General features: G+C 69.9%; 17 protein-coding genes and 2 tRNA genes. 10 read left to right on the forward strand and 9 right to left on the reverse strand.

Annotated elements, in window-relative coordinates:
- Positions 1-27 precede the first annotated feature (27 nt).
- The 4 genes from PUR53_RS44760 to PUR53_RS44775 form a co-directional block, all read right to left on the reverse strand.
- A complete protein-coding gene (locus PUR53_RS44760; RefSeq protein WP_329899513.1) occupies positions 28-798 on the reverse strand; it encodes an ABC transporter ATP-binding protein in 771 nt (256 codons plus the stop codon).
- Positions 774-1,601 carry an ABC transporter permease gene (locus tag PUR53_RS44765; protein WP_329899585.1) on the reverse strand — a complete coding sequence of 276 codons (828 nt, stop codon included), beginning with the start codon at positions 1,599-1,601 and terminating at the stop codon, positions 774-776. The genes PUR53_RS44760 and PUR53_RS44765 overlap by 25 nt, the downstream gene beginning before the upstream one ends.
- 68 nt (positions 1,602-1,669) lie before the next feature.
- Positions 1,670-2,734 carry an ABC transporter substrate-binding protein gene (locus tag PUR53_RS44770; protein ID WP_329912314.1) on the reverse strand — a complete coding sequence of 355 codons (1,065 nt, stop codon included), beginning with the start codon at positions 2,732-2,734 and terminating at the stop codon, positions 1,670-1,672.
- Positions 2,735-2,984: 250 nt separating this feature from the next.
- Positions 2,985-4,289 (reverse strand): ROK family protein, encoded by a 1,305-nt coding sequence (locus PUR53_RS44775; RefSeq protein ID WP_329912374.1) that lies wholly within the window; start codon positions 4,287-4,289, stop codon positions 2,985-2,987.
- Positions 4,290-4,740: 451 nt separating this feature from the next.
- Here PUR53_RS44775 and PUR53_RS44780 point away from each other — a divergent pair, with 451 nt between their 5' ends.
- The gene (locus PUR53_RS44780) at positions 4,741-5,325 is read left to right on the forward strand and encodes a biotin transporter BioY (protein ID WP_329899516.1); all 585 of its coding nucleotides are present in this window, start codon (positions 4,741-4,743) and stop codon (positions 5,323-5,325) included.
- A 52-nt stretch (positions 5,326-5,377) separates the two neighbouring features.
- On the opposite strand, the gene PUR53_RS44785 is transcribed toward PUR53_RS44780, so the two are convergent.
- Positions 5,378-6,169 carry a cell wall protein gene (locus PUR53_RS44785; RefSeq protein WP_329912315.1) on the reverse strand — a complete coding sequence of 264 codons (792 nt, stop codon included), beginning with the start codon at positions 6,167-6,169 and terminating at the stop codon, positions 5,378-5,380.
- A 171-nt stretch (positions 6,170-6,340) separates the two neighbouring features.
- Between PUR53_RS44785 and PUR53_RS44790 the strand changes: the two genes are divergently transcribed.
- On the forward strand, positions 6,341-8,533 hold the full coding sequence (locus tag PUR53_RS44790) for a serine/threonine-protein kinase (protein WP_443080439.1): 2,193 nt from the start codon (positions 6,341-6,343) through the stop codon (positions 8,531-8,533).
- Between the two features lie 95 nt (positions 8,534-8,628).
- Here PUR53_RS44790 and PUR53_RS44795 read toward each other — a convergent pair whose 3' ends face one another.
- A complete protein-coding gene (locus PUR53_RS44795; RefSeq protein WP_329912317.1) occupies positions 8,629-10,098 on the reverse strand; it encodes an amino acid permease in 1,470 nt (489 codons plus the stop codon).
- A gap of 276 nt (positions 10,099-10,374) precedes the next feature.
- On the opposite strand from PUR53_RS44795, the gene PUR53_RS44800 reads away from it, so the two are divergent.
- Both PUR53_RS44800 and PUR53_RS44805 read left to right on the forward strand, forming a co-directional pair.
- A complete protein-coding gene (locus PUR53_RS44800) occupies positions 10,375-10,860 on the forward strand; it encodes a ribose-5-phosphate isomerase (RefSeq protein WP_329899520.1) in 486 nt (161 codons plus the stop codon).
- A 162-nt stretch (positions 10,861-11,022) separates the two neighbouring features.
- Complete coding sequence (locus PUR53_RS44805; RefSeq protein ID WP_329912318.1) at positions 11,023-11,865, forward strand: Fpg/Nei family DNA glycosylase; 843 nt, start codon at positions 11,023-11,025, stop codon at positions 11,863-11,865.
- On the opposite strand, the gene PUR53_RS44810 is transcribed toward PUR53_RS44805, so the two are convergent.
- Entirely contained in the window at positions 11,862-13,109 is a 1,248-nt protein-coding gene (locus PUR53_RS44810; RefSeq protein WP_329912319.1) for a GNAT family N-acetyltransferase, read from the reverse strand. The genes PUR53_RS44805 and PUR53_RS44810 overlap by 4 nt on opposite strands.
- A gap of 225 nt (positions 13,110-13,334) precedes the next feature.
- Between PUR53_RS44810 and PUR53_RS44815 the strand changes: the two genes are divergently transcribed.
- Positions 13,335-14,507 carry a PP2C family protein-serine/threonine phosphatase gene (locus PUR53_RS44815; RefSeq protein WP_329899523.1) on the forward strand — a complete coding sequence of 391 codons (1,173 nt, stop codon included), beginning with the start codon at positions 13,335-13,337 and terminating at the stop codon, positions 14,505-14,507.
- A gap of 220 nt (positions 14,508-14,727) precedes the next feature.
- On the forward strand, positions 14,728-15,204 hold the full coding sequence (locus PUR53_RS44820) for an HD domain-containing protein (protein WP_329912320.1): 477 nt from the start codon (positions 14,728-14,730) through the stop codon (positions 15,202-15,204).
- Positions 15,205-15,276: 72 nt separating this feature from the next.
- Here the strand turns inward: PUR53_RS44820 and PUR53_RS44825 are convergent, their stop codons facing one another.
- On the reverse strand, positions 15,277-16,482 hold the full coding sequence (locus PUR53_RS44825; protein WP_329912321.1) for an acyltransferase family protein: 1,206 nt from the start codon (positions 16,480-16,482) through the stop codon (positions 15,277-15,279).
- 579 nt (positions 16,483-17,061) lie between these two features.
- Here PUR53_RS44825 and PUR53_RS44830 point away from each other — a divergent pair.
- A complete protein-coding gene (locus PUR53_RS44830) occupies positions 17,062-17,256 on the forward strand; it encodes a hypothetical protein (RefSeq protein WP_033526477.1) in 195 nt (64 codons plus the stop codon).
- Positions 17,257-17,356: 100 nt separating this feature from the next.
- Here the strand turns inward: PUR53_RS44830 and PUR53_RS44835 are convergent.
- Positions 17,357-17,430, reverse strand: a tRNA-Gly gene (locus tag PUR53_RS44835).
- 189 nt (positions 17,431-17,619) lie between these two features.
- Between PUR53_RS44835 and PUR53_RS44840 the strand changes: the two genes are divergently transcribed.
- The 3 genes from PUR53_RS44840 to PUR53_RS44850 all read left to right on the forward strand — a co-directional run bounded on the left by PUR53_RS44840 (position 17,620) and on the right by PUR53_RS44850 (position 20,308).
- Positions 17,620-17,696 (forward strand) — tRNA-Pro (locus PUR53_RS44840).
- Between the two features lie 201 nt (positions 17,697-17,897).
- Entirely contained in the window at positions 17,898-19,289 is a 1,392-nt protein-coding gene (gene tig, locus PUR53_RS44845; RefSeq protein WP_329912322.1) for a trigger factor, read from the forward strand.
- Positions 19,290-19,693: 404 nt separating this feature from the next.
- Complete coding sequence (locus PUR53_RS44850) at positions 19,694-20,308, forward strand: ATP-dependent Clp protease proteolytic subunit (RefSeq protein ID WP_086762708.1); 615 nt, start codon at positions 19,694-19,696, stop codon at positions 20,306-20,308.
- Positions 20,309-20,325 lie beyond the last annotated feature (17 nt).

A 20,325-nucleotide genomic window follows, 5' to 3' on the forward strand; every position in this document is an offset into this window, starting at 1 on the left:
GGTTCACTGGTGGTTCTGCGTAGCCGGTCACTGGTGGTCCTCCGTCACACCGAGCGCGGCCAGCAGCCGCTCCCGGTACTCGCCCAGCAGGGGATCCCGGTAGGAGCGCGGGTGCGGGCGGTCGATGGTCAGGTCGAGGCCGATGCGGCCCTGTTCGAGCACGAGGACCCGGTCGGCGAGCACGATCGCCTCGTCGACGTCGTGGGTGACGAGCAGCACGGAAGGCCGGTGCCGCTCCCACAACTGCCGCAGCAGGGTGTGCATCCTGATCCGGGTGAGCGCGTCGAGCGCGCCGAACGGCTCGTCGGCGAGCAGCAGTTCGGGCTCACGGACGAGGGAGCGGGCCAGCGCCGCGCGCTGGGCCTCACCGCCGGACAGCTCGTTCGGCCAGGCGCGCTCGCGGCCCTTGAGGCCCACCTCGGCGAGGGCCGCGCGGCCCTTGTCGGCGGCGTCCTTGCCCTCCGCGCCGAGCAGCACGTTGTCGAGGACGCGGCGCCAGGGCAGCAGCCGGGAGTCCTGGAAGACGACGGACACCCTGGTCGGCGCGGTCAGCCGGCCGCTGCCCGCCACCTCGTGGTCGAGCCCGGCGACCGCCCGCAGCAGGGTGCTCTTGCCGGAGCCGCTGTGCCCAAGCAGGGCGACGAACTGCCCGGCGGGGATGTCGAGATCGACACCGTCGAGCACCTTGCGTCCGTCGAACGACCGCGTCAGTTCGCGCAGTTGTACGGCGGGGCGGTCGACCGTGGCCGTGGCCGCCGCTGCGGGTGTGGCTGTCAGCTGCTCAGTGTGCGTCGCCATGACAGCACCCTCCGTTCGATGAGACGGACCGCGCTGTCGGAGACCAGACCGAAGATCCCGTAGACGGCCAGGCCGACGAGGATGACGTCGCTCTGGCCGTAGTTGGTGGCCTGGAACATCATGTAGCCGAGTCCGTTGGTGGCGTTGATCTGCTCCAGCACGACCAGGCCCAGCCAGGAGCCGGTCACCCCGAGCCGCAGGCCCACGAAGAAGCCGGGCAGCGCGCCGGGAACGACGATCTGCCGGACGAACTGGAACCGCGACAGCCCCTGCACCTCGGCGAGTTCGACGAAACGGCTGTCGATCCCGGCCAGCGCCGCATGGGTGTTGAGGTAGATCGGGATGTAGACGACGATGGCGATGATCGCGATCTTGAAGGTCTCGCCGATGCCCAGCCAGAGGATGAACAGAGGGATCAGACCCAGCGTCGGGATCGCCCGGTTGAGCTGCACGGTTCCGTCGATCAGTGCCTCGCCGGTCCGGCTCAGCCCGGAGGCCAGGGCGAGCACGATCCCGGCGGTCAGCCCGATCGCGAACCCGGACCCGGCCCGCTGCAACGAGGTCACGATGTCCGTCGTCAGCGTCCCGTCGGTCCACAGCCGGACCCCGGTCTCCAACACCGTCCAGGGCGCCGGGATCGCCGCCGGGTCGAGCTGACCGGCAGCGGAGGCGGCGGCCCACAGGACGAGGAACAACACCGGCCCGACCAGCCGGGAGGCGGGCAGCCGCTTACCGGGGGAGAGACGGCGACGCCTGCGCACCTGGACGGTCTCGTCTACGACCGCCACGGTCGCGGCGCCCACCGCAGTCCTGTCGGTCGCCGTCGTCTCGGCGGCCTCCGCGCCCGCGGCGGCGCCCGTGGTCACGGCGCTCACTTCCGGTACTCCGCGGTCACGGCCTTCGCGGCGATCCCCTCGAACCGCCGGTCGAAGAGCGTGCCCACGTCGAACTTCTTCACGAAGCCGCCCTCCGCCAGCAGATCGGCGGTCTCCTGCTCCCACTTGATGGCCTCGTCCCAACTCGGCGGGAACAGCGGCTTGTTGGCGAGCTCGCTGATCGACTCGGCCTGGGCGGACGTCAGGTTCTGGGTCTTCACGTAGAACTCCTCGTTCCAGATGTCCGGGTTCTCGTACTGCCAGACCGCGCCCTTCGCCCAGTACGGGATGTACGCGGCGACGGCGGCGGCCTTCGCGGAGTCGCCCAGCACGGAGGCCGGCGCCCACAGCAGGCTGAGCAGGTCCACCACGTCGGTGGGGATCGTGCGGGCGCCCTTGGACTCGTACTGCTGGAGATAGGCGGGCGCCTGCTGGTTGGCGAGCGGCGCGACGTCCACCTGGCCCGACTGGAGGGCGGTCAGGAACTGGTTGCTGGTCAGCGGGACCAACTCGGCGTCGTCGTAGGCGAGCCCCGCCTCCTTCAGCGCCCGCAGGAGGACGACGCCCTGGGCCTGCCCCTGGGAGAAGGCGAGCTTCTTGCCCCGGAAATCCTTCACCGTGGTGATGTCGCTGCCGGGTTTGGTGGCGAAGAGATAGTTCGGCTTCCGGGTGATGTTGATCGCGACGATCTTCGCGTCGTATCCCTGGTAGTACGCCTGGATCGGCGGGATTCCCGCATTGTTGGCGACGTCCAGCGAACCCGAACGAAAAGCGTTGATGACATCGGGACCGGCGCCGATGTTCGCCCAACTGCTCACCCTGAACGGAAGATCGTCGAGTTTCGCGAGCTTGAGCTGCAACTCCTGCTGATTCTGGAACGAGGAGATCTTCAGGCTCGTACCCGAGGGGACCTTGGTGAGCAGCGGTGCGTCGGCTGCCGTGGCGGCGGTCGCCGCGCTGCTGTCGGCGCAGCCGCTGAGCCCGGCCGCCGCGGCCGTGACGCCGAGCAGAGAGGTGAGGAAGAGTCGCCGGTCGAAACCGGGCGCGGCGGAAGAAGGCATGGGAGAACCCCCAGAGGTGAACGGTGGGACTGCGCACGGAATCGCGCACGGAGAAACCGCGGAAAAGGGCGGGACAGCAGGGAGCCGCGGAAGTGAATTTCACGCAGGAAGAAGTGCCGCGTAGGCCGGAGTGCGAGGGGCACTCCGGGACGTCAACGTGTCAGCAACAGAGGGTGCGACAACTCGTGAGCAGCATGAATACGATGTTCCCGGTCTTCGACAAGGCCTGTCAACATTCGGAGTTTCTGAATTAACCGACCCCGGCCGAGGCATGCTCCAGACGCTCCACGGACCCCAGCGGATCCCGGAACAACACGTCCAGGGCCACCGCCCCGCCCGCCGTCGCCAGCACCGAGTCGGGGAAGCTCGTCGGCCCCACGGCCGCCGCCCGGCCCGCCCCGACCACCTCGTGCAACGCGGCGAGACAGTCCTCTCGGCCCATCACCCCGATCTCGGTGACGACCACGGTCTCCGGGTTCAGCACGTCGAGCAGCAACTCCGCCGCCCGGCCCACCATCCGGGCCCGTTCCACCAGCAGCCGTACGGCCGTGGCGTCGCCGTCCGCGGCGGCGGCCAGCACCCGCGTCGGGTTCGCCCCGTCGATGACCCCGGCCTCCCGGGCACGCCGGCACAGCGTCCGCTCGCTCAACTCGACCTGGAGGCAGCCGACCCGCCCGCAGTCGCAGGGCTCGGTGCCGCCGGGCAACGGTAGATGGGCGACCGACCCGGCCTGCGAGCGCGGCCCGTGGTGCACCTCGTCGTTGGTCGCGAACGCTGCGTCGACCATGTTGCCGACGAACAGATGCAGCACACTCCGGCTGCCCCGCGCCCGCCCGAACAACTGCTCGGCACCCACCAACGCCCGTGCGTGCCCGTCCACATGGACCGGCAGCCCGGTCAGGGCGCCGAGCACCTCGCGCACCGGCACCTCACGCCAGCCCAGCAGCGGATGCTCGACGACGGTCCCGCTCTCCCGGTCCACCCAGCCGCCGGCCGCGAAGCCGACGGCCAGGGCCCGGCAGCCCGGCGTCGCGTCCAGCAGGGCCCGGAGTTCGTCGGCGGCCCGCGCCAGGACCGGGCCCGGCTCGGTGGACGCGTGCTTCAACCGCCGCTCCACGAGCACCCGTCCGCGCAGATCGAGCAGGGCGACCGTCGTGAACGGGACGGCCACATGCACCCCGCCCACCACGAACCGGGAGTCGTCCAGGTCGAGGGGAACGTGCGGACGCCCCGCCCCCTTGGAGCGCCGGGGCGGCTCGGCCTCACGGATGAGCCCGAGGCCGGTGAACCGGGCGCAGTAGTCGGTCACCGAGGCCGGCGACAGCCCCGTCACGCGGGCGATGATGCTGCGTGCCACGGGACCGTGCTCCAGCACGGACCGCAGGACCACGCTGGCACTGGTCCTTCGCCGGTCACTGTCGGCGGCACGCGGAACCGGAGACCCGGCGGCGGAGGGGGACGCCGACGGGGGAGCGGCCCGAAGGGCGCCCGAAGGAGCGGGAGTTGAGGGAACGTGAAGGGTGGGTGCTGTCGCGGCACGCGGCATGGCGATCATCCTCGGGAACGGGTCCGACACTGCGCCTCACGGAAGGCGAGGCGTGCCGGAGCCGCCTCACCCGGGTCGGCGACAGGTGGCCGCGCCCACGCGTCGCAGGTCGACGTAGCGACGCGACGAGAAGTACCGGGCCTGGGCAACCATGCGTCCGAAGCTAGCAAAACGGCCCACCGCTGCCCAGACGGCGACCGACGGGCGAGACGGCACCCGTCCACGCCTCCGACCCGATTGGTGAAACCCTACAGATGGGAGACGACGTCCCGTCAGGGCCCCAGCCGCGCCACCTCAGTGACCGGTGTCACGTCGTACCGGGTGTAACCCGCATCCTTTGTGTGAAGCCCACCAAGCCGTCGTTCCTCCCTTTGTCGACCGCTGACGGTGCCCGGCGCGCGGGGCCTGGGATAGCGTCACCGAGTCCCCGCCACCGTCACCCGCCCGGAGTGAGCCCAACATGAGCACTGCCGCCGCCACGTCAGTCCGCCCCGGCGAGGTCCTCGCCGACCGTCTGCCCTTCTCCGGCGTCCGCGCCCGCGACATCGCGCTCGTGGTGGGCGGCGCCGCGCTCACCGGGCTCGCCGCCCAGATCGCGGTGCCCGTGCCGGGCTCGCCGGTCCCGGTCACCGGCCAGACCTTCGCGGCCCTGCTCGTCGGCACCACCCTCGGCGCGGGCCGGGGTGTCGCCTCCCTCGCGCTGTACGCGCTGGCCGGCCTGGCCGGCGTGCCGTGGTTCGCGAACGGCACGTCCGGCGTCGGCGTCTCCTTCGGCTACATCCTCGGCATGATCCTGGCGGTCGCCGCCGTGGGCGCCCTGGCCCGTCGGGGTGGCGACCGCTCCACGCTGCGGATGGCCGGCACGATGCTCGTCGGCGAGGCGATCATCTACGCCGTCGGCGTCCCGTACCTCGCCGCCACCGCCGACATCAGCCTCTCCTCCGCCGTCGCGCTCGGCCTCACCCCCTTCCTGATCGGCGACGCCATCAAGGTCGTGCTGGCCATGGGCCTGCTGCCGACGGCATGGAAGTTGCTGAAGAAGTGACCCCGTCGGCTCACCGCCGCTGAACGGGCGCCGGGCCTTCCGGCGTCCCGGGTCAGGACTCCTGCCGGGCCCGCCGCTGGTTCCACCACAGACCCGCGGCCCCGGCGGAGATGAGCGCGGCGCCCGCCATGCCCAGCGGCAGGACGCGGTCGGCCGGCCCGGTCTGCGGCAACTCGCCCGGCTTGCCGTCCTTGCCGTCCTTCCCGCCCCCGCCCCCGCCGCTGCCACCGCTGTCGCCGTCACCGTCATCCCCGCCGGGGGTGACCGGACTGTTGTCGGTGCCGAGCAGCAGCGGCGTGGCGGGCTCGTTCGGTGCCTGGTTGGTCGTGCCGAACGGGACCGGCCCCTGCTGCCAGTACGTCTTCGAGCCGTCGGCGTTCTGCACGGGCAGACAGATCTTGCCCTGCTTCCCCAGGTCGTACGTGGCGTCTATCGCATAGGTCTTCGACTTTCCGGCCGCCAGATCGTCGATCGCGCACGCGAAACCGCTGTTCGCGCCGTCGGGAAGATCCCCCTCCGGAATTGCCGAACAACCCTTCACGTTCTTGACCGTCAGACCGTCGAAACCGACCACGAGCATGCGAATTTCCCCGCTCGCCTTGCCGCCCTCGTTCTTCACGACGCCGGTGATATCTGTTTCCCCGGACTTGTTGTCGACTTTGATCTCCTTGGACAGCAGCGTCGAGAGCTTTACGTCCACCGGTGCCGCGTCCACGGCCTTTCCGCCATGATTGCTCAATCCCCCCTCGTCCTCCGCCGAGGCCGTGAAGCCGAGGATCATCACCGACGTGAACGACGCGGTGAGCAGCGATCCGGCGATGGCAGCCTTACGATGAGAACTCATGTTCCATCCCCCTCGGGTCCCCCTGGCCGTGCCTGAATTCGCGGCCTATGAAGAGGTACCACAAGATTTCCCGGCACTATGCTGGTGCGGCACGAAGTGTGACCAATGCGCGACGATGTGGTTCCGCTGTGGCGCGTGCGGTCAGTCGTGAAAGGGTTGCCGAAGGGGGGCATGGGGGTGCCGGAAATAACACGGGGTGGTGTTCCGGGTCTTATCGTGGCCGACCGATATCGACTGGTCGAATGTATCGGCCAGGGCGGAATGGGCCGGGTCTGGCGGGCCATCGACGAAATACTCGACCGGCAGGTGGCCGTCAAGGAAATGCGCATCGACGGTCAGGACCCGGAGGACAGCCGCACCCGACGCGAGCGAACCCTGCGCGAGGCCAGGGCCACAGCCCGGATCGACCACCCCAACGTCGTGCGCGTCTACGACGTGGTCGACGCGGGCGAACGGCTCTGGATCGTCATGGAACTCATCGACGGCCGCTCCCTGGAACGGCTGGTGGCGGAGAACGGCCCCCTGGACCCGTACGACACGGCCCGGATCGGTCTCGAACTCGTCGACGCGCTGGGCCAGGTGCACGCCCAGGGCGTCCTGCACCGCGACATCAAACCGGCCAACGTCCTCATCAAGCGCACGGGTGCCCACCGGGCCGTCCTCACCGACTTCGGTATCGCCGCCATCCAGAACGCCGAGGCCCTCACCATGGCCGGCATGCTCGTCGGCTCCCCCGACTACATGGCCCCCGAGCGGATCTCCGGCCGCCCCCAGGGCCCGCCCTCCGACCTCTGGTCCCTCGGCGCCACGCTCTGCGCGGCCCTCGGCGGACGCTCCCCCTTCTCCCGCACCACCACCCTCGCCACCCTCCACGCCGTCCTCTACGAGGAGCCCGAACTCCCCGCAGCCGCGGGCCCCCTCCAGCACCTCCTGGCCGCCCTCCTGGCCAAGGACCCGGAGGCCCGCCCCGACCTGCCCCAACTCACCGAGACACTGCGCACCGTGGCCACCCCCACGCCGCTCGCCCCGCCGCCGATCTCGGCGCCCACGGAGCCGGGACGGCCGACATCGGCGGAAGAAGAGGTCGCAGGTGAGCCGGCTTCCCCGGGCGAACCCGGTGAACCAGGTAAACCAAGCGAATTGAGTGAGCCGGGTGACCTGACCGCCCCGGATCCCGGAACCGAAGACGCCACAGCGCGCCGCGACGAAACGAATTCCGGCATCGCGAATCCCACGCCCGCCCCCGACAGGCCGATCGCGACCCCCCCGGCGCCGATAGAGGAGAGGCCGAGGCCACCGACCGGAAACCCACCACCGCCACCCGGCACCGCCCCGGATCCCGAGCCGACACCCCCTTCTCCCGCACGACGCCCCACCCCCACAGAACGCTCCGCCCCGGCACCCGAGCCGACACCCCCCTCGCCCATCCGGCACCCCACCCCCACAGCCCGTTCCACCCCGGAACCCGACCGAGCCACCACCCCCGTCCGCCGCCGCACCCCGCCCCCACCCCCGCAACCCTCCGCATCCCAACCCCCGGCGGCCTCCCACCACCCCAACCCCGCCCCCTCGCCGGAGGCCCCCGCACCCTCCGCCGACAGCGACCTACCGACCCGGCCCAGGCCCAGCCCGACGCCCCTCCCCACACCCGGTCCCACGCCCGCCCCCATGCCCCCCGGCGAACTCCCGGGCCCGCCCGTGCCGTCCAGCCGTACGGAACCGGACGATCCCGCGAGCCCCGTAGGCCCCCGGCGCGACCACCGCCGTATCGGCCTCGTCGCGGCCGCCGCCGTGGCCGTGACCGCCGCCGTGGCCGCGGTCGTCGTACCGACGATGAACGGCTCGCCCGACGGCACGGGCGACAAGGCGTCGTCGACGACCTCCTCGCCCCCCGGCCCGTCCCCCTCTCCCACCGTCGCCGGCACCTCCCGCCCGCCGAAACTCCCCCCGGGCGCCCGTACGGAGGCCGGTGTCTTCGCCTGGGTCCCACCCGACGGCTTCTCCCGTGAGGTGCACGCCGGCGCGGAAGTGCACTACACCTCGCCGGACGCCCGGCAGGAGATCGTCGGCAAGGCCTCCCTCGCACGCGGCGACCTGCTGGAGCAGTGGCGGAAGAAGGAGAAGAGCACCAGCCAGGGGCCGGGATACCAGCGGATCAGGCTGGAGGAGACCGAGTTCCGCGGTGAGCCCGCCGTCGTGTGGGAGTACACCGTCACGGCCCAGGAACTGCCCTGGCGCGTCCGCTCGTTGGGCTTCAACACCGGCGGCAAGTCCTACCAGCTCACCACCTGGTACCACCCCGACATCGAGGACCGCGCCCTCCCGGTCTACGAGAAGGTCGAGGAGAGCTTCACCCCTCTATAGGCCCCTCTACAGGCCCCTCTCTAGGCCCCCGACCGGCACGAAAAAGGGGCCCGGCGGCGGACGAACCGCCACCGGACCCCCGGACCTCGAAGAGATCAGCGCACCTGGTCGGACACCTCGCCGGCGGCCTTCCCGGCACCGACCTTCCCGGCACCGACCTTCTCCTTCACCAGCGCGATGCCGACGACGACCGCCGCGACCAGCAGCGACAGCAGCAGGATCTCGCGGTTGCCGTGCTCGGTGTCGGTGAGCATGTAGCCGAGGACGAAGAGGATCAGCCCGATGGTGGCCCACGTCAGATACGGGTACAGCCACATCTTCACGACGAGCTTCTCCGGCGTCTCCCGCTCGATGATCCGCCGCATGCGCAGCTGGGAGAAGCAGATGACGAGCCACACGAACAGGGCGACCGCACCGGAGGAGTTGACCAGGAAGAGGAAGACACCTTCGGGGAAGAAGTAGTTGAAGATGACCGCGACGAACCCGAAGACCACCGACGACAGGATGGCCACCATCGGCACGCCCCGCGCGTTCGTACGGCCGAACGAGCGCGGCGCGTCCCCGCGCTCACCCAGCGAGAACGCCATCCGCGACGCGGTGTACAAACCGGAGTTGAGACAGGACAGCACCGAGGTCAGCACGATGAAGTTCATGATCTGCCCGGCGTGCGCGATCCCCAGGGAGTCCAGGGCGGCCACGTAGGAGCCCTTCTCCTTGATCGACGGGTCGTTCCACGGCAGCAGGGTCACCACGACGAAGATCGACCCGAGGTAGAAGACGCCGATCCGCCAGATGATGCTGTTGGTGGACTTGGTCACCGCCTTCTGCGGGTCCTCCGTCTCCCCGGCGGCCAGCGTGGCGATCTCGCTGCCCATGAAGGAGAAGACGACCAGCAGCACACCGATGAGGATGGCGCCCGCGCCGTGGGGCAGGAACCCGCCCTGGTCGGTCAGGTTGGCCAGCCCGGCCTTCTCGGTGTCGGCGCCCGGCAGCAGCCCGAACACCGCGAGACCGCCCACCACGATGAACGCGGCGATCGCGACGACCTTGATCCCGGCGAACCAGAACTCGAACTCACCGTAGGAGCCCACCGACACCAGGTTCGTGGCGGTCAGCACGACCATCACGATCAGCGCCCAGCCCCACTGCGGTACGGCCGGGATCCAGCCCTCCAGGATCACCGCACCCGCGGTCGCCTCGACCGCGAGCACGACGACCCAGAAGAACCAGTACAGCCAGCCGATCGAGAACCCGGCCCAGCGCCCGAGCGCGCGGTCGGCATGGGCGGAGAACGAACCCGAGGTCGGGTTGGCGGCGGACATCTCACCGAGCATCCGCATCACCAGCACCACCATGGTGCCGACGAGCGCGTACGACAGCAGGATGCCGGGGCCGGCCGTGGCGATGCCGGAACTGGACCCGACGAAAAGACCGGCGCCGATCACACCACCGATGGCGATCATCGACAGATGACGGTTCTTGAGGCCGGCGTGCAGCCCGGGGGAGGGGGGTGAGGAGGAGTCTGGGGTGTCCGCCTGATTCGGCAGAGTCGGCTGGGAGGTCATGGGGGGAGGTTTCCTTTGCGCCGTTGTGGGGACTTCCGTGCGTCTGCCCAAGGACCCCCGATCGACTCTCATCAGAGCGGGAGACGAGAGTGCGCAGCTGGGGGCCGGATGGGCCGCTGTAAAGATCGGTCCAGTGAATCGGAGGTGAAAGCAATCCTGAACCTTTGAATCCAGATCGTTACTTGAGGTTTACTTGAGCTTCCGTGGTCCAGCTCATAGTTTCCCGGTCCCGCACCCCGTCGTGCCGCGCCGAAACACGCGTGTCACACTCGGACCATGCGCGTCTACCTCGGCTCGGATCACGCCGGATACGAACTCAAGAACCACCTCGTCGAGTGGCTGAAGGCCGCCGGCCACGAGCCCGTCGACTGCGGGCCCCACATCTACGACGCCCTGGACGACTACCCGCCGTTCTGCCTCCGCGCGGCGGAGCGTACGGCCGCGGACCCCGGGTCCCTCGGCATCGTCATCGGCGGCTCGGGCAACGGGGAGCAGATCGCCGCGAACAAGGTGGCCGGTGTCCGCGCGGCCCTCGCGTGGAGCGCCGAGACCGCGGCGCTCGGGCGTGAGCACAACAACGCGAACGTCGTCGCGGTCGGCGCCCGCATGCACTCCCAGGAAGACGCGACCAAGTTCGTCGAGACCTTCCTCAACACCCCGTTCTCCGGTGACGAGCGTCACATCCGCCGCATCGACATGCTGGCGTCCTACGAGACGACGGGCGACCTGCCCCCGATCCCGGCCCACCACCCCCAGGACTGACGCCGCAGCGACGCGTGGGTTCGGGCGCGCCCCTGAAAAGCACGGGGCGCAGCCCCGGCCTTTCAGGGGCGCGGGGAACTGCGCGAGAAGCCCCACGCACCCGCACCCGACAACGCACCGCCCCCCACCCCGACCCACCCTGCCGAACCCCCGGAGGACCCCGTGCCGGAGGGGCACACCATCCACCGCCTCGCCGAAGACTGCCTGACCCACTTCGGCGGCGGTGACCGGCCCACCCACGTCACCAGCCCCCAGGGCAAGTTCGCCGACGCGGCCGCCCTCCTCACCGGCACCCCTCTCCACACCGCCGAAGCCCACGGCAAACACCTCTTCCTGCACTTCGGCGACCCGGACGCCGAGGAATGGGTGCACATCCACCTCGGCCTCTTCGGCAAGGTCACCTTCGGCCCGGCCCCCGCACCCCCGCCCACGGACACCGTCCGCCTGCGGCTGCGCAACGACACGGCGTACATGGACCTCCGCGGCCCGACGACCTGCGCCCTGATCACGGACGCCGAGAAGCAGGCCGTACACGCCCGCCTCGGCCCGGACCCCCTCCGCCCCGACGCCGACCCGGCCCGCGCGTACACCAGGATCTCCCGCAGCCGTACGACGATCGCCGCCCTCCTCCTGGACCAGAAGGTGATCGCGGGCGTCGGCAACGTCTACCGCGCGGAGGTCCTCTTCCGGCACGGCATCGACCCGTACCGCGCGGGCAAGGACCTCACCCCGGCGGAGTGGGACGCGATCTGGGCCGACCTCGTCGCCCTGATGCGCGAGGGCGTACGCCACAACCGCATCGACACGGTCCGCCCCGAACACCTCCCGGAGGCGATGGGCCGTCCACCCCGCGTCGACGATCACGGCGGCGAGGTGTACGTGTACCGCAGGGCGACCCTGCCCTGTCACATCTGTGGCGGCGAGATCCGCACCGCCGATCTCGCCGCCCGCAACCTCTTCTGGTGCCCGTCCTGCCAAAGCCCGGGCGCGAGCCCCGGCGCTTAGAATCCGTGCGGCAGCCAGGGCGCGAGCCCCGACGCCAGGAACGCCGTGGACGCCTCCGCCAGCGCCCCCTCGCGCAGCTCCCGCACCCGCCCGGCCGCGGCCAATGAGGTCAGGCTCACGCCCCCCAGATAGGCCGCCCCCAACTCCCGTACGGAGAGGGAGAGATCGGCGGCGTCGGCGGTCCGGTCGCAGGTCGCGCCCTTGGTGTCGCCGGTGAGCCGCCAACGCCCCTCGTTCCAGGGGCAGAAGGCGTCCTCGACCTCGAACACGACGTCCACCGGCGCCTGATAGGTCCGCGCCCGCAGCGCCGCACCGACCTCGACGAGCCGCAGATGCAGATCGTCCTTGATCCGCAGCCCGCACCGGCGGACGTCCGACACCAGATGCAGCACCGGTTCGTCCACCGGCAGGCGGTGCGCGACCACGCACTGCGTCAGGTCGATGTCGAAGAGGAACCGCCACAACGCGGCCCGCGCGGCGGGGTCCGCGGCCTCCAGCGAGCTCAACTGGACCACCCCCTGCGGCCCGGCCTGCCCCCAGTCGGGCTTGATCCGGAAGCGGGCGTACCCCACCACCTCGGATCCGCCCCCGTCACCGGCCCGCTCCGCCACCACGCACTGCAGCGGCGAGGCCCCGTCCCGGTGGCGTTCCGTGTCGAGGAGATCCACCCGCTCCCAGCCGGGCCGCCGCTCCAGCATCCCCGGCCGCTCCGGCACCCGGCGGGCGTACACCGCCTCGCACACGTCGAGCACCTCGGCGGGATCCGCGTACCGCAGCCGTACATCGTCCGTGCCGGGTGGTACGGACAGCCGTACCCGGGCGGTGTCGATGTTGGCGGCGACGCGATGCGTGGCCAGGCCGTACCCGAAGCGGCCGTAGATCACCGGCTCGGACGCGGTCAGCACGGCCAGCGGCTCGCCCCAGGAGCGGATGTCGTCCAACTGCCGCCGCATCATGGACGTCAGCACCCCGCGCCGCCGGTGCGTGGCCGCGACGCCGACCATCGTGACGCCCGCCGCCGGGACGACGGCGCCGCCGGGCACCGTGAGCCGGAAGTCGAACGCCCCTGCCGTGCCCACGCATTGATCGCCGTCCCACACGCCGATCGAGCGGTCGTACTGAGTGAGTGCCTGCCACAACTCCCGTTCCTCAGCGGGTTCGGTGGCGCCGCCGAAGGCGCGGAGGAGGTTGTCGTACCAGACGTTCCAGTCTTCCTTGCGCAGCGTCCGCAGCTCAGTCGTCATACGCCATGCCTAGCAGGGCAATCCGGTACGAGCGAACGAATTTGCCCCGCGCGTCGCCGTTCGACGTGGGATCCTTCCCAGGTGCCGCACGGAGGGCGCACGGGGGCCGAAGGACTCGTTCCGGTGTGAGATCTGTGTGAGATTCGTCGTGAACCGGCCCTCGGAAGGGGGACAAGTAGGACCTCCTGTGCACAGGGGCTGGTCCGATGGATAAGGTCCCGAACAATGGCAGCAGGACGAGAGCGGCGCGCGGCGGCCGATACGCTCACGGCCCGGATGAAGAAGCTGGTTCACCGGGCCCGCACCGGCGTGCGCAAATCCGCCGTCGACTACTTCCGCGGGGACGGCTCCGACTGGATCGCCCTCGCCGGCCTGCTGATGATGATCCCGCTGATCGCCTGCTTCACGATGATCAACGAGGTCTGGTTCTCGCCCGCCGCGCTCGTCCTCCCCATCGTCGCGGGTGGTCTGCTGCTCCGGCCCGCCAGCCTCCTCGGCCTCTACGCGGCCGCCGCGACCGCGCTGATCGTGGAGTCCGTGCAGCTCGGCCCCTACACCGACGGTCCGGCCCGGGTCACGCCCGGCACCGTGCTGGTGGTCGCCGCCTGCGGTTTCTTCGGCCTCCTCATCGCCCAGTTCCGCAGCCGCGTCGGCGTCCCCTGGCGACGCGGCGGCACCATGCTCTTCGACCTGCGCGAACGTATCCGGGTGCAGAGCAAGTTGCCGCAGCTGCCGACCGGTTGGCATCGCGAGATGGCCCTGCGGCCGGCGGGCGGCCAGTCCTTCTCCGGTGACTTCGTCGTGGCCGCCCGGACGAACGGCGGCCGCACCCTCGAAGTCGTCCTCACCGACGTCTCCGGCAAGGGCATGGACGCCGGCTCCCGGGCCCTGCTCCTCTCCGGCGCCTTCGGCGGTCTGCTGGGATCGCTCCCACCGCACGCGTTCCTCCCGGCGGCCAACGGCTATCTCCTGCGCCAGGACTGGGACGAGGGCTTCGCGACCTCCATCCACCTCGTCCTCGACCTCGACTCCGGCGACTACGAACTGTTCTCCGCGGGCCATCCGCCGGGCCTCCAGCTCAGCGCGGGCACCGGCCGCTGGGAGGAGAAGGCCGCCGAGGGACCCCTCCTCGGTGTCTACGACGGCGCCCAGTTCGACCCCGTCAAGGGCTCGCTGCGCCCCGGCGACGTCCTGATGCTCTTCACCGACGGCCTCGTCGAGACCTCCGACCGCGACATCGTCGAAGGCATCGACCGCCTCACCGGCGAGGCCGACCGCTACGTCGCCGGCGGCTTCCACGGCGCCGCCTGGCACCTCATCGAAGCGGTGGCGAAAGACGTCAACGACGACCGAGCCCTCCTCCTCATCTGCCGAGAAGGCCCCACCACAACAAGGTGACTCCCTCCCCTGAAGCCACCGGGGACCCGCGCGCCCCGAAGGGGCGCGAGGAACTGCGCGAGCAACCACGACGCACCCGCACCCGCCCACGAACCCATCCCTCCCCTCCCATGAGGCGCCCAAGGGGGCCAAAGGGGCGCAGCCCCTTGAGGACGGGACGGGTAGGGGCGGCGGGGGCGACAACAAAAACCGCAACCACCCACACACAGGAGCCACCCCCATGCCCCCAACCCCCCTCTCCCTCCCCGAAGTGGAGACCCTCGCAAGAACCGCCCACGCCACCCAGACCGACAAGGCCGGCCACCCCTACACCGAACACCTCCAGGCCGTGGCGAACGGCGTCAGGGCAAGAGGCGGCGACGAGGACCAGATCGCCGCGGCCTGGCTGCACGACGCCATAGAGGACAACGCCCTCACCGAGGGATGGCTCACCGACGCCCCCCTCACCCCCCGCACGAAGGCCATCGTCCGGGCCCTCACCAAACACCCCGGCGAACCCCCGGAGACCTACGCCGCCCGCATCCTCGCCACCCCCGGCGCCCTCCTGGTCAAACAGTCCGACCTCGCGCACAACGCGAACCCCGCCCGCCTGGCCGCCCTCGACACCCCCACCCGCACCCGCCTGACCGCCAAGTACGCCCATATGCGAAACCTCCTCGGCCTGCCGGACGAACCGACGACCGAGGAGGCGACATGACGCACCCGGCGAGACAGCGGTGAAACGGCCCACGGCCCGCCCGCCCACGAGATGCGCGGGGAGGCCACGAGGCTAGGAGGCCTTGGCCCCGACCTTCCCCCGCTCCCGAGCCAATTCGGCGGCGTCCCTCTTGAACGCCCACTCCATCTTCGGCTCCATGGCGAACCGGAACATCCGCTGCACCGGCGGCGTGCACAACACGGTGATGACGGCCGCGGCGAACACCGTGACGAACAGCTCGCCCAGCGGCTGGTACACCCACGCGTTGGCGTCGTACCAGTCCCAGAAACGCGAGCCCTTCGCGAGGAACCCGTGCAGCAGGTAGCCGTACAGCGTGCCCGCGCCCAGCACGGTGAACCACATCTTCCGCCGGGGCACCCAGGCGAAGAAGCAGGTGGTGAGCACCATGGAGCAGCCGAAGAGCGCGAAGGTCATGACGACCCCGGCCCACCACGGCGCCCCCAGCTCCTGCGCGCTGTCACGGTGGTAGAACCACGCCGAGTTCATGTGCGGCCCCACCCAGTACGCCATCCCCAGCGCGGCGGCGGCCACCGGCACGGACAGCATCCGCACCTCACGACGCCGCATGAACTGGAAGTGCGAGGGCTTCATGAAGAGGCCGGCGACGAAGAACGGCAGGAACTGCAGGACGCGTTGCAGATCAAGGTCGTCGCCGATGTCGGGCGAGACGGAGGCGAGCGCCGCGATGCCGAGCGCCACCGGGATCGGCCAGCGCACCACCTTCCACAGCGGGGTCGTCAGCCGCCACACGAACAGCGCGATCAGGAACCAGGTGAGGTACCACGGGTCGAGCAGGCTGATCGGATGCGACGGATCGTCGTTGCCGTACCGCTTGAAGAAGGAGTACGCGATCTCGAAGAGGACGTACGGCACGGCGATACCGGTGATCAGCCGCCGGAGCCGGTCGGCGCGCATGTCGAAACTGCGCGAGAAGTAGCCGGAGATGATGATGAACGCCGGCATGTGGAAGGTGTACACGAACATGTACAGCGCCTCGGCGGCGCGGCTGTGGTCGGTCAGCGGCTCCCACGCGTGCCCCATCGCGACGAGCACGATGGCGAGGTACTTGGCGTTGTCGAAGAACGCGTCACGTTGTTTGGCCGGTCTGGCGTCCGGGGAGGCGCCACCTGGCGTCGGGTGGGGGGACGAGGACTTCAGCGAGCGCGGACTCGGCACTCCGTCGGCCGGCGACTGTGGTGACTGTGCCGGCGGGAGCGGCGCCCTGGACCGGTCGTGCGGTCGCAGCGAGTTCGTCACAGACCCTCCCGCCGGGGGCTCCGGGGGACGGTCCGAGCACTCGCTGCGCAAGCGGGGGACGAGGCAGCGGTGAACATCTGAGGCACCCTAGCGTTGTCTGTGCGATTTCGTAAAACCACTGACGTGAATCCTGTATTGAGGGGTACGTGTCACTCACGGGTACCCAGGATTCGGTGAAGCGTGCATCAGTCAGAACATCACCGTCCGTACACCTCACGGCGCTTGGCGTGCCTCGGTCTGTCCGCATTCATCCCGACTAAATGGTGCATAACGTGCGCAGGCGATTTCGGCGGAATGTCCGGTTAATTACCGCCCTGGGCACACCTCTTGGTGTGTCTGTGGCAACAATTCGAATTCCCTGCGCCCGGGTTGTGTGTGCACGGAAACGATCACCCCGAATTCACTTCCGAAGCCCTCCCGTTGGCCGGGGGCGGGGGTGGCGCGGGTGCGGTGCCGTGGCCGACGTTGTCTCAGCCGCTGCATAGGACGGCCTGGTTGGTGGCACGATGGTTCTGGCGGGGTGCGCGCGGGGTCGGCGCCCCGGGCCGGGAGTGCGGACCGACCGAGGGTGTGATCAGTGTGGCCATTTCGCTGTCAGTGGTGCTCTTGCTGGGGATCATCCTGGTGGTACTGATGCGAGGGGGGACGATCAAGGCCGGCCCGGCCGTCGTCGCCATCCTCTTCGGCTTCTTCCTCGCCTCGACGGGCATGGCCGACGACATCCAACGCTTCCTGAACTCGATAGCGGACACGATCAACTCGATCCAGTTCTAGCGACCGTGACCGCCCGACCACACACCGTGAGTCGACGAGCCGTCACGAAAAAACCTCCGGCCCGGTCCGAGGGATACCTCGAAACCGGGCCGGAGGCCGTTGGAGCGGGCGACGGGAATCGAACCCGCGTAGCTAGTTTGGAAGACTAGGGCTCTACCATTGAGCTACGCCCGCACAGCGCGCGCCGCAGGTCGGAGGACCGCGGCACTGAAGGCATCGTAGCGGGTCGGACGCCCCGGCCGCACACCCCTTCCGGTCGTGTCCCGTCGGCCGCTCCCGCGCCCGCCGTCGCACGCGCCCGCGCACTCGGTAAATCCGGCAACCGTATGGCCTGCGGGCATGTACCCTACGTGTCGCACCAGACGGGGTGTGGCGCAGCTTGGTAGCGCGTCCGCTTTGGGAGCGGAAGGCCGTGGGTTCAAATCCCGCCACCCCGACCACCGTGCCGGTACGGCGCGCCCGCCCACCGGCAAGATCACCTTTTGGGGCGTGTACCGCCTGCGGTTACTATGCAAGCTGCGCGCCCGTGTGTCTGCACTCTCACGTCTCTCAAGGGCCGCGAATCCGCTGAGGCCCTGCCGCATCCGGCAGGGGACCACCCAGCAGAACCCGAAGAAGTCAGCCCCCAAGGAGACCGAACCGTGAAGAGCGCCGTGGAGACCCTGAACCCGACCCGGGTTCGGCTCAGCATCGAGGTGCCCTTCGAGGAGCTCAAGGACAGCCTCGACGCGGCGTACAAGAAGATCAACCAGCAGGTCACGGTGAAGGGCTTCCGCAAGGGCAAGATCCCGGCCCGCGTCATCGACCAGCGGTTCGGCCGCGGTGCGGTCCTGGAGGAGGCGGTCAACGACGCGCTTCCGAAGTTCTACACCGACGCGGTCAACGAGGCCGAGCTCAACGTCCTGGGCCAGCCCGAGGTCGACATCACGGAGCTGAAGGACGGCGAGACGCTGAACTTCACCGCCGAGGTCGACGTCCGCCCGACCATCGAGATCCCGGACTACTCCGGCATCGAGGTCGAGGTCGACGCCGTCGAGGTCACCGAGGAGGACATCGAGAAGGCGGTCGAGCAGCTGCGCGAGCGCTTCGCCTCCACCTCCCCGGTCGAGCGGGCCGCCGAGGACGGCGACGTCGTGACGCTCGACCTGGAGGCCAAGGTCGACGGCGAGGTCCTGGAGGACGGCGTCGCCGAGGGCGTCTCCTACACCATCGGCTCTGGCGAGCTGCTGGACGGCATCGACGACGCCGTGAAGGGCCTGGAGGCCGGTGGCGAGGCCACCTTCACCTCCGAGCTGAAGGGCGGCTCGGCGGCCGGCAAGGAGGCCGAGGTGACCGTCAAGGTCTCCCAGGTCGCCGCCCGTGAACTCCCGGCCCTGGACGACGAGTTCGCCCAGCTCGCCTCCGAGTTCGACACCCTCGAGGAGCTGCGCGCCGACAGCCGCAAGCGCCTGGAGAACATGAAGCAGTACGACCAGGCCACGCAGGCCCAGGAGCGCGTCCTGGAGAAGCTGCTGGAGCTCGTCGAGGTGCCCGTCCCCGAGAAGCTCCTCGAGGACGAGATCAACACCCGCAAGCACAACCTGGAGCACCACCAGCTCGGCCAGATGGGTCTCGACCTCGAGAAGTACCTCGAGATCCAGGGCAAGACGGTCGAGGAGTTCGACGCCGAGACCGAGGAAGCGGCCGTCAAGGGCATCAAGACCCAGTTCGTCCTCGACGAGCTGGTCTCCAAGGAGAAGCTGAACGTCAACCAGGAGGAGCTCACCGAGCACCTCATGCGCCGCGCGGCTTCCTCCGGCATGTCCCCGGACCAGTTCGCCCAGGCCGTCGTCCAGAACAACCAGGTCCAGCTCCTCGTCGGCGAGGTCGCCCGCGGCAAGGCCCTGGCCCTGGTCGTCGAGTCCGCCACGGTGAAGGACACCAACGGCGAGATCGTCGACCTGGACGACGAGGAGGACGAGGACGCGTCCGCTGAAAGCACCGAGGAGGCCCCGGCTGCCGCCGAGGCCGAGGAGAAGGCCCCCGAGGCCTGATCGCTCCTTGTGATGCCGTGACCAGGGCCCCCGGGACACTTTGTGCCCCCGGGGGCCCTGGTGTTTTTCAGGGGCGCGGGGAACTGCGCGATCAGCCCACGACAAGCCGCACCCGCCGATGCACAGCACGTGGCAGACGCGTCCGCGGCTCTGTGGGGGCCGGTCACGCAGTTCCCCGCGCCCCTTTGGCGGCCGGGGGCCACCACGCACCCCGCTCAACCCAGCGGAGCACATGCGCTGACAGCGAACAGTTCCCTCTGCGGGATTCACCGGCGGAGCCACCGCGTTAGGGTCCATGAATACGAGGGCGGAGCCGTCGGGAAAACGGCTCGGCCCCCGGAAGGGAAACGTGAAGACGGCCCGGCGCCGTCGTAAGACGAGCAGGTGGATACGTGACGAATCTGATGCCCTCCGCCGCCGGCGAGCCTTCCATCGGCGGTGGCCTCGGCGACCAGGTCTACAACCGGCTGCTCAACGAGCGGATCATCTTCCTCGGCCAGCCGGTCGACGACGACATTGCCAACAAGATCACCGCACAGCTCTTGCTCCTTGCCGCAGACCCCGACAAGGACATCTACCTCTACATCAACAGCCCCGGCGGCTCGATCACGGCCGGTATGGCGATCTACGACACGATGCAGTTCATCAAGAACGACGTGGTGACCATCGCCATGGGCCTCGCGGCCTCGATGGGCCAGTTCCTGCTCAGCGCGGGCACCCCGGGCAAGCGCTTCGCGCTGCCGAACGCCGAGATCCTGATCCACCAGCCCTCCGCGGGCCTGGCGGGCTCCGCCTCGGACATCAAGATCCACGCCGAGCGGCTGCTGCACACCAAGAAGCGCATGGCGGAGCTCACCTCCCAGCACACGGGGCAGACCGTCGAGCAGGTCACCCGCGACTCGGACCGTGACCGCTGGTTCGACGCCTTCGAGGCCAAGGAGTACGGCCTCATCGACGACGTGATCCCCACGGCCGCCGGTATGCCGGGCGGCGGCGGCACCGGGGCCGGGCAGGAGTGACGGCACCCGCCGCCACC

The organism is Streptomyces sp. SP18BB07, from assembly GCF_036322545.1.
Classification (GTDB): domain Bacteria; phylum Actinomycetota; class Actinomycetes; order Streptomycetales; family Streptomycetaceae; genus Streptomyces; species Streptomyces deccanensis.

Excerpts from the sequence above, each read along its gene's own strand:
- PUR53_RS44795 (WP_329912317.1), bottom strand. The coding sequence starts at position 10,098 with ATGACCTCCCAGCCGACTCTGCCGAATCAGGCGGACACCCCAGACTCC.
- PUR53_RS44815 (WP_329899523.1), top strand. The coding sequence starts at position 13,335 with ATGGCAGCAGGACGAGAGCGGCGCGCGGCGGCCGATACGCTCACGGCC.
- PUR53_RS44820 (WP_329912320.1), top strand. The coding sequence starts at position 14,728 with ATGCCCCCAACCCCCCTCTCCCTCCCCGAAGTGGAGACCCTCGCAAGA.
- PUR53_RS44770 (WP_329912314.1), bottom strand. The coding sequence starts at position 2,734 with ATGCCTTCTTCCGCCGCGCCCGGTTTCGACCGGCGACTCTTCCTCACC.
- PUR53_RS44760 (WP_329899513.1), bottom strand. The coding sequence starts at position 798 with ATGGCGACGCACACTGAGCAGCTGACAGCCACACCCGCAGCGGCGGCC.
- PUR53_RS44775 (WP_329912374.1), bottom strand. The coding sequence starts at position 4,289 with ATGATCGCCATGCCGCGTGCCGCGACAGCACCCACCCTTCACGTTCCC.
- PUR53_RS44810 (WP_329912319.1), bottom strand. The coding sequence starts at position 13,109 with ATGACGACTGAGCTGCGGACGCTGCGCAAGGAAGACTGGAACGTCTGG.
- PUR53_RS44785 (WP_329912315.1), bottom strand. The coding sequence starts at position 6,169 with ATGAGTTCTCATCGTAAGGCTGCCATCGCCGGATCGCTGCTCACCGCG.
- PUR53_RS44800 (WP_329899520.1), top strand. The coding sequence starts at position 10,375 with ATGCGCGTCTACCTCGGCTCGGATCACGCCGGATACGAACTCAAGAAC.
- PUR53_RS44790 (WP_443080439.1), top strand. The coding sequence starts at position 6,341 with ATGGGGGTGCCGGAAATAACACGGGGTGGTGTTCCGGGTCTTATCGTG.
- PUR53_RS44780 (WP_329899516.1), top strand. The coding sequence starts at position 4,741 with ATGAGCACTGCCGCCGCCACGTCAGTCCGCCCCGGCGAGGTCCTCGCC.
- PUR53_RS44850 (WP_086762708.1), top strand. The coding sequence starts at position 19,694 with ATGCCCTCCGCCGCCGGCGAGCCTTCCATCGGCGGTGGCCTCGGCGAC.